This window comes from Limosilactobacillus reuteri subsp. porcinus (assembly GCF_036621895.1).
Taxonomy (GTDB): domain Bacteria; phylum Bacillota; class Bacilli; order Lactobacillales; family Lactobacillaceae; genus Limosilactobacillus; species Limosilactobacillus reuteri_J.
The window spans coordinates 1-4911 of sequence record NZ_LN887319.1; the positions used below are offsets into that span (position 1 = coordinate 1).

Sequence of the window (4911 nt, forward strand, 5' to 3'; positions counted from 1 at the left end):
CTTAATTTTACAAACGGCGAGATGAATACAAAGGAAAAACTGATGACAAAATTGTCAATGCTTTGAATTAACTTTAGTTTGGTACACTAGTGTACCAAAGGTGTACCGACTTTGTACTTTTTTATATTTTTTCATACTTTTCTAAAATACTAAAAAATCCTACAATCATTGATATAACAACGATTGTAGGATTTTTATATTTCATCATATTTTCTTAAAAATGCGTCCCCCGAGAGTCGAACTCGGATCATGAGGACCGAAATCTCATGTGCTATCCATTACACTAAGGACGCCTTATATTTCTATTTTAGCGCATTTATTAAAAAAATAAAGAGAATTTGTCAATTTTATTTAAAAGTACAAATACAGATGACGCTTATTTATTCCCCCTTCTCCTTTACCAGCACTTCTTAAGTTAATATAATAGATATGTTACAAAAAACATAAGGGGGAATTTTCCATGAAAAAGCAATCTACAACCATTGCTTCAATCGTTATTCTGATCATAATCGCTATCTTTGCACTATTAAATACAGCAACTGTAGTAGTAAATCTTTTTGGAGCACAAGTAAAAATGCCACTAGTGCTGCTAATCTTTATCTGTTTACTTATTGGGGCTATTATTATTTACTTGCTATCATTTTCTAATCACCTCAAAACTAACAAGCAATTAAAAGAATTACAATCATCGCGTGTTAGTAAGGACGAATTAAAAAAGTATCAAAAAAAGATTGACCAACTGCAAAAAGAAAATACACAGTTAAAGCAACAACTTAAAAGTAAAACTACTGTAGAAAAGCCACAAGATTCTTCTACAAATTAATATTTCAGAGAGGAAATCAAATGGGAAAATACCGTTTTATTGCGATCGACGTTGATGGCACCTTACTAGATGATAATGATAAATTCGACGTTAACCGTTTAAATAAAGATATTGAACTATTACAACAGCAAAACTACCACTTTATTATTGCAAGTGGGAATAGTTACGATGCATTGTCAACGATCTTTCAACCGTGCCCACTTGTAACAGAATTTGTAGCAGAAAATGGCGGACGACTGATAATAAACGGCAAATCTGTATACGGCAAGACTCATTCAATTGCGACGTTGCAACAACTTTATGCTTTTATTAAGCATACGTTCCCTAGCCCTGACATCCTATCTTTATCTGGCGAAACACGAACAATCCTTGCCGAGCAGTATCGCGATGTTCCAGTCCCTTTTTATCCCCACCACACATATTTTTCTGACCTTCAAAAAATCACTGAGCCAATTTATAACTTAAACATTGGTTGGGCCAAACGCAAATTATCCCAAACTATTATCCAAGGATATGTAAATCAATTAAATGAGCAGTTTCCAAACTTAATTCAAGCAACTTATAGTGGGGCTTATGGCATTGATATCCTACCAGCGGGTGTAAATAAGGCCTTGGGACTAAAAAGACTAGTTGAAAACTACTTAAACGGAACCCTAGATCAAGTAGTTGCTTTTGGAGATACTTCAAATGATATTGAAATGCTATCAGAAGCTGGTTATGGATATGCAATGAAAAACGCTACTGCTGACCTGCTGAAAGTTGCTGATAAAGTTACAAGATACGATAACAATCATGCTGGTCTATTGTCAGAGATTGAGCATCAATTTATTAACCGTTAGAGATATTATGTAAACTAGCATTTAAAAAAAGATGCGCGAGTTGAAATCGCACATCTTTTTTTCTTAATATACTCCACCATCGTAGAAATTGTAAGATGGTTTATTAAAATCGTAATTAGGAAGTTCTGACATTTTAATGAAATTATCTGCAATTCCCCAACTCATTAAATTAATTGGTTTACCAAAGTCCTCATCAGGAATCACTACCATAATATATTTGCCTAGTGCGCGTGCCATTCCTAATTCAACACCCATTCCTACATCTTCTTCTTCAGGAATGTAGACTGCTAAAAGCATATCAGAAGTTGAAACACCTACTCGATCACCATTGTAAGTTGCTGTACTCCATTCGCGATCTTGCAAAAGCTCTGGATGTTCATCAACCCGTAATCCTTTATATTGGTGTTGTAATGGCACATAAGAATTCTCTACATCTACTGTAGGGTTAGCCTTAATTGCATTCATTGCGTCCTCATAAGCTTTATTTTGCTTGTCAGTAAACCACCCTGCACAGAAATATACTGTCTTACTTTTTTGATTTGTCATTAAGTGAACTCCCCTTTAATTTTTGTACATTTAAGATTCTATCATGGAATAATAAACTTAACCAATTAGGATTTTTTAATTTTTATTGAGAGCGGTAATAATTAACTGCTTGGCTGCCTTTGAAACTGAGATATCTTTTTTATCTGCATATTCTTTTAATCGTTGGTATAGAGCTAAGTCATCAGGCCCGCGCCATATAATTCCTGTTACTTGACCATGTTCTTTATTCATTTTAATTCCTTCCCCACAAAATGTTAGCGATATTGTTTAAAATTTTTGTTCGATGATGTAATTGATAGTGAGTGGTTTTTGGATACACTTTTTGATGATACTCAATTGATGGATGGGCTTTAATTAATGATTTTAACATTTCTGATTGGATATGCGGAACAGCACCATCAGTTGTTTTACTGCCTTCTTCACTACCCATTAAATTATAAATTTCAACAGGATAATTCAGTTGCCAATTTTTCATCTCCAAAAATAATTGGTGAAAATTCTTGTCCGTCGATTTATTAACTAAGTGATAGCGATATTTTAATTGATCGCTAAGGCTTTCTTCAACTGGTACCCCTAAAAAGACTACTTTATTTAACCGCATATGATCTTGAAGATATTTCGAACCCATATAAGCGTGAATGAATTCTGTGCCCCCATATGAATGGGCAACAACATTAATTTTCTGCATATGATAGTGTTTCTGCAAATAATTTAGAACACCCGTTAATTGCTTGATCTGTGGATGGTAGGTACCATTATAGTTCCAAGTAAATAAAACTTGAATTAAGGCATTCTTTTGTCCGTGAAAGTCCCCCTCAGTCCAGATACGTCCATTAGGAGCAACCCAGATCGTTAAAACTTTTTGCGCAATATTTTTTTGCTGATAGTACTTAATCATCTTATTATAAGTAATTGTGCTTCCACCCCAGCCAGGAATAAGCAAGGTGGGAATAGAAGAATACTCCAGGTTACTTTGATAATTTTGTGGTGAAAGGTGCTGACCAGGAGTTCCGCGTAATAAGAAACCCTGAATACCAAAAGCAAGAAGAATTAGACTACCAATACTAATTCCGGCAATTTTTAACGATTTTTTCATCAAATCATCTTCTTATCATTTCATTTTGTATTTTACTCTTATTATACGCTTGAAAATTATAAAGAGGATGATCTTTTAGGCTTTTGGATATGGTATTAAAGTTAATTTGCCATTAATATATTCGCCAAGATAGATGTCATCAACACTGTCATAACCTGCTTTATGAATTTGTTCAAATACCCACTGTTCATCATGATGGATCAATTCCATTACGTCAATATTGATCTGTCCATCATTAATTAGTGGGAAGCGAACATTAGCTTCATCATTTTCGATGATTACAAGCTGGCCATTTTGTTCTAAAATTCCACTCTTGACCTTAGCAACTTCATAGATTCCATAACCACGAAGACGAAACATAAGATCATTAGCACTGATTCCTGCCCGCATACAATTCTCAACCAATACTTTGCCGTTTTGGATTAATATTTGTGGCCGTCCATCAATGATTCTTCTTACCCAAATATTATGATCCTTTGCAAACTTTACAATAAATACAATTAATGTCCAAATCAAGAGTACCATTATAAACTCAAGGACAGAAATGTCGCTATTGTAGATAATTCCGCCAATAATCCCACCTAAAACATAATTTTGGACTTGGTCAATGGCAGAAGTTGGTGCAAGATTCCCCTTCCCCAATAAATTAATCTGAAGAATCAAACATAGCATACCAAGGACAAACTTTATAATGATTAACGAATAAGTATCCATTCTTCTCTCCTACTTCATTAAATTAACCTGATGATTAACAACATGTGCTCGTGTAAGGGTATAATTATCCCCTGTTTGACTTAAATTGACACGGTAATCACGATCTTCAATTCGGACAAGAATCCCATCCGTTAAAGTTGTGGAGTTAACAACTACTTTTTGTGGAGAAACATTATGGTCCCGAGCGACTGCCTTAATAAAGGAAATCATCTGCGTTGTCTGGGATTGCTGTGTGGTACTTTTTTCCATATCGGTAACTTGAAAGCCGATAAAAAGCAACAATAGTAAAAAGAAAATTATTCCTAAATCACGATAACGGGTAATAAGACGATGTCGTAAATATAAAAGCGTCATTACTGCAATCAAGAGTGCAAAAATGATAATAGCAACATAATTGAACAATTGATTCATGTGTTGATGATTTGATAAATAGCTGATTGTATAAAATGTCAATTTATTTCTCTCCTTAACTTAAATGTAATAAAAACTTAAGCAGCTCCCCACCCTTTTTTCGTTCGCACATGATAGAATGGTAGTAACTTTAATATGAAAGAAAGGAGGAATTTTTAATGATCTTAAAATTAGTATTAAAACTTGGATGGATCTTGTTAGGGAGTATTTCATTCGTCGGTGGTATAATTGGGATGCTCCTCCCTGTAATTCCGCAGGTTCCATTCTTCCTCCTCACAATATGGTGTATCACTAAAATTTCACCACGTTTTCACAACTGGCTCCTTCGTAATCCACTCTACATAAAATATGCAAAACCCTTGGTAAATCGGCTTGAAAATCTGAAACATCATTCGAAACAAAAGGTCCAAAAAATTAATAGTAAATAAAAAGGTCTTGAATGCTATTTGCGTCCTAGACCTTTTTATATGTGCGCCCGGCAT

8 protein-coding genes and 1 tRNA gene are annotated in these 4911 nt (G+C 34.4%); 3 read left to right on the forward strand and 6 right to left on the reverse strand.

Going from position 1 to position 4911, the window contains the following annotated elements:
• Positions 1-221: 221 nt before the first annotated feature.
• A tRNA-Arg gene (locus AACL61_RS00950) sits at positions 222-293 on the reverse strand.
• 167 nt (positions 294-460) lie between these two features.
• On the opposite strand from AACL61_RS00950, the gene AACL61_RS00955 reads away from it, so the two are divergent.
• Positions 461-823: a LapA family protein gene (locus tag AACL61_RS00955; RefSeq protein WP_003667785.1), complete on the forward strand. Its 363-nt coding sequence runs from the start codon at positions 461-463 to the stop codon at positions 821-823.
• A gap of 20 nt (positions 824-843) precedes the next feature.
• Positions 844-1662 carry an HAD-IIB family hydrolase gene (locus AACL61_RS00960; protein WP_102816008.1) on the forward strand — a complete coding sequence of 273 codons (819 nt, stop codon included), beginning with the start codon at positions 844-846 and terminating at the stop codon, positions 1660-1662.
• A 63-nt stretch (positions 1663-1725) separates the two neighbouring features.
• Here the strand turns inward: AACL61_RS00960 and AACL61_RS00965 are convergent, their stop codons facing one another.
• The 5 genes from AACL61_RS00965 to AACL61_RS00985 form a co-directional block, all read right to left on the reverse strand.
• The gene (locus AACL61_RS00965) at positions 1726-2208 is read right to left on the reverse strand and encodes a nucleoside 2-deoxyribosyltransferase (RefSeq protein ID WP_004562256.1); all 483 of its coding nucleotides are present in this window, start codon (positions 2206-2208) and stop codon (positions 1726-1728) included.
• A gap of 75 nt (positions 2209-2283) precedes the next feature.
• Complete coding sequence (locus tag AACL61_RS00970; protein ID WP_003674057.1) at positions 2284-2439, reverse strand: hypothetical protein; 156 nt, start codon at positions 2437-2439, stop codon at positions 2284-2286.
• Between the two features lies 1 nt (position 2440).
• On the reverse strand, positions 2441-3304 hold the full coding sequence (locus AACL61_RS00975; protein WP_065867808.1) for an alpha/beta hydrolase: 864 nt from the start codon (positions 3302-3304) through the stop codon (positions 2441-2443).
• A 75-nt stretch (positions 3305-3379) separates the two neighbouring features.
• Entirely contained in the window at positions 3380-4018 is a 639-nt protein-coding gene (locus AACL61_RS00980; RefSeq protein ID WP_065867809.1) for a DUF421 domain-containing protein, read from the reverse strand.
• 9 nt (positions 4019-4027) lie between these two features.
• Positions 4028-4471: a DUF3290 family protein gene (locus tag AACL61_RS00985; protein ID WP_339110851.1), complete on the reverse strand. Its 444-nt coding sequence runs from the start codon at positions 4469-4471 to the stop codon at positions 4028-4030.
• Between the two features lie 116 nt (positions 4472-4587).
• On the opposite strand from AACL61_RS00985, the gene AACL61_RS00990 reads away from it, so the two are divergent.
• The gene (locus AACL61_RS00990; RefSeq protein WP_102816010.1) at positions 4588-4857 is read left to right on the forward strand and encodes a YbaN family protein; all 270 of its coding nucleotides are present in this window, start codon (positions 4588-4590) and stop codon (positions 4855-4857) included.
• Positions 4858-4911 lie beyond the last annotated feature (54 nt).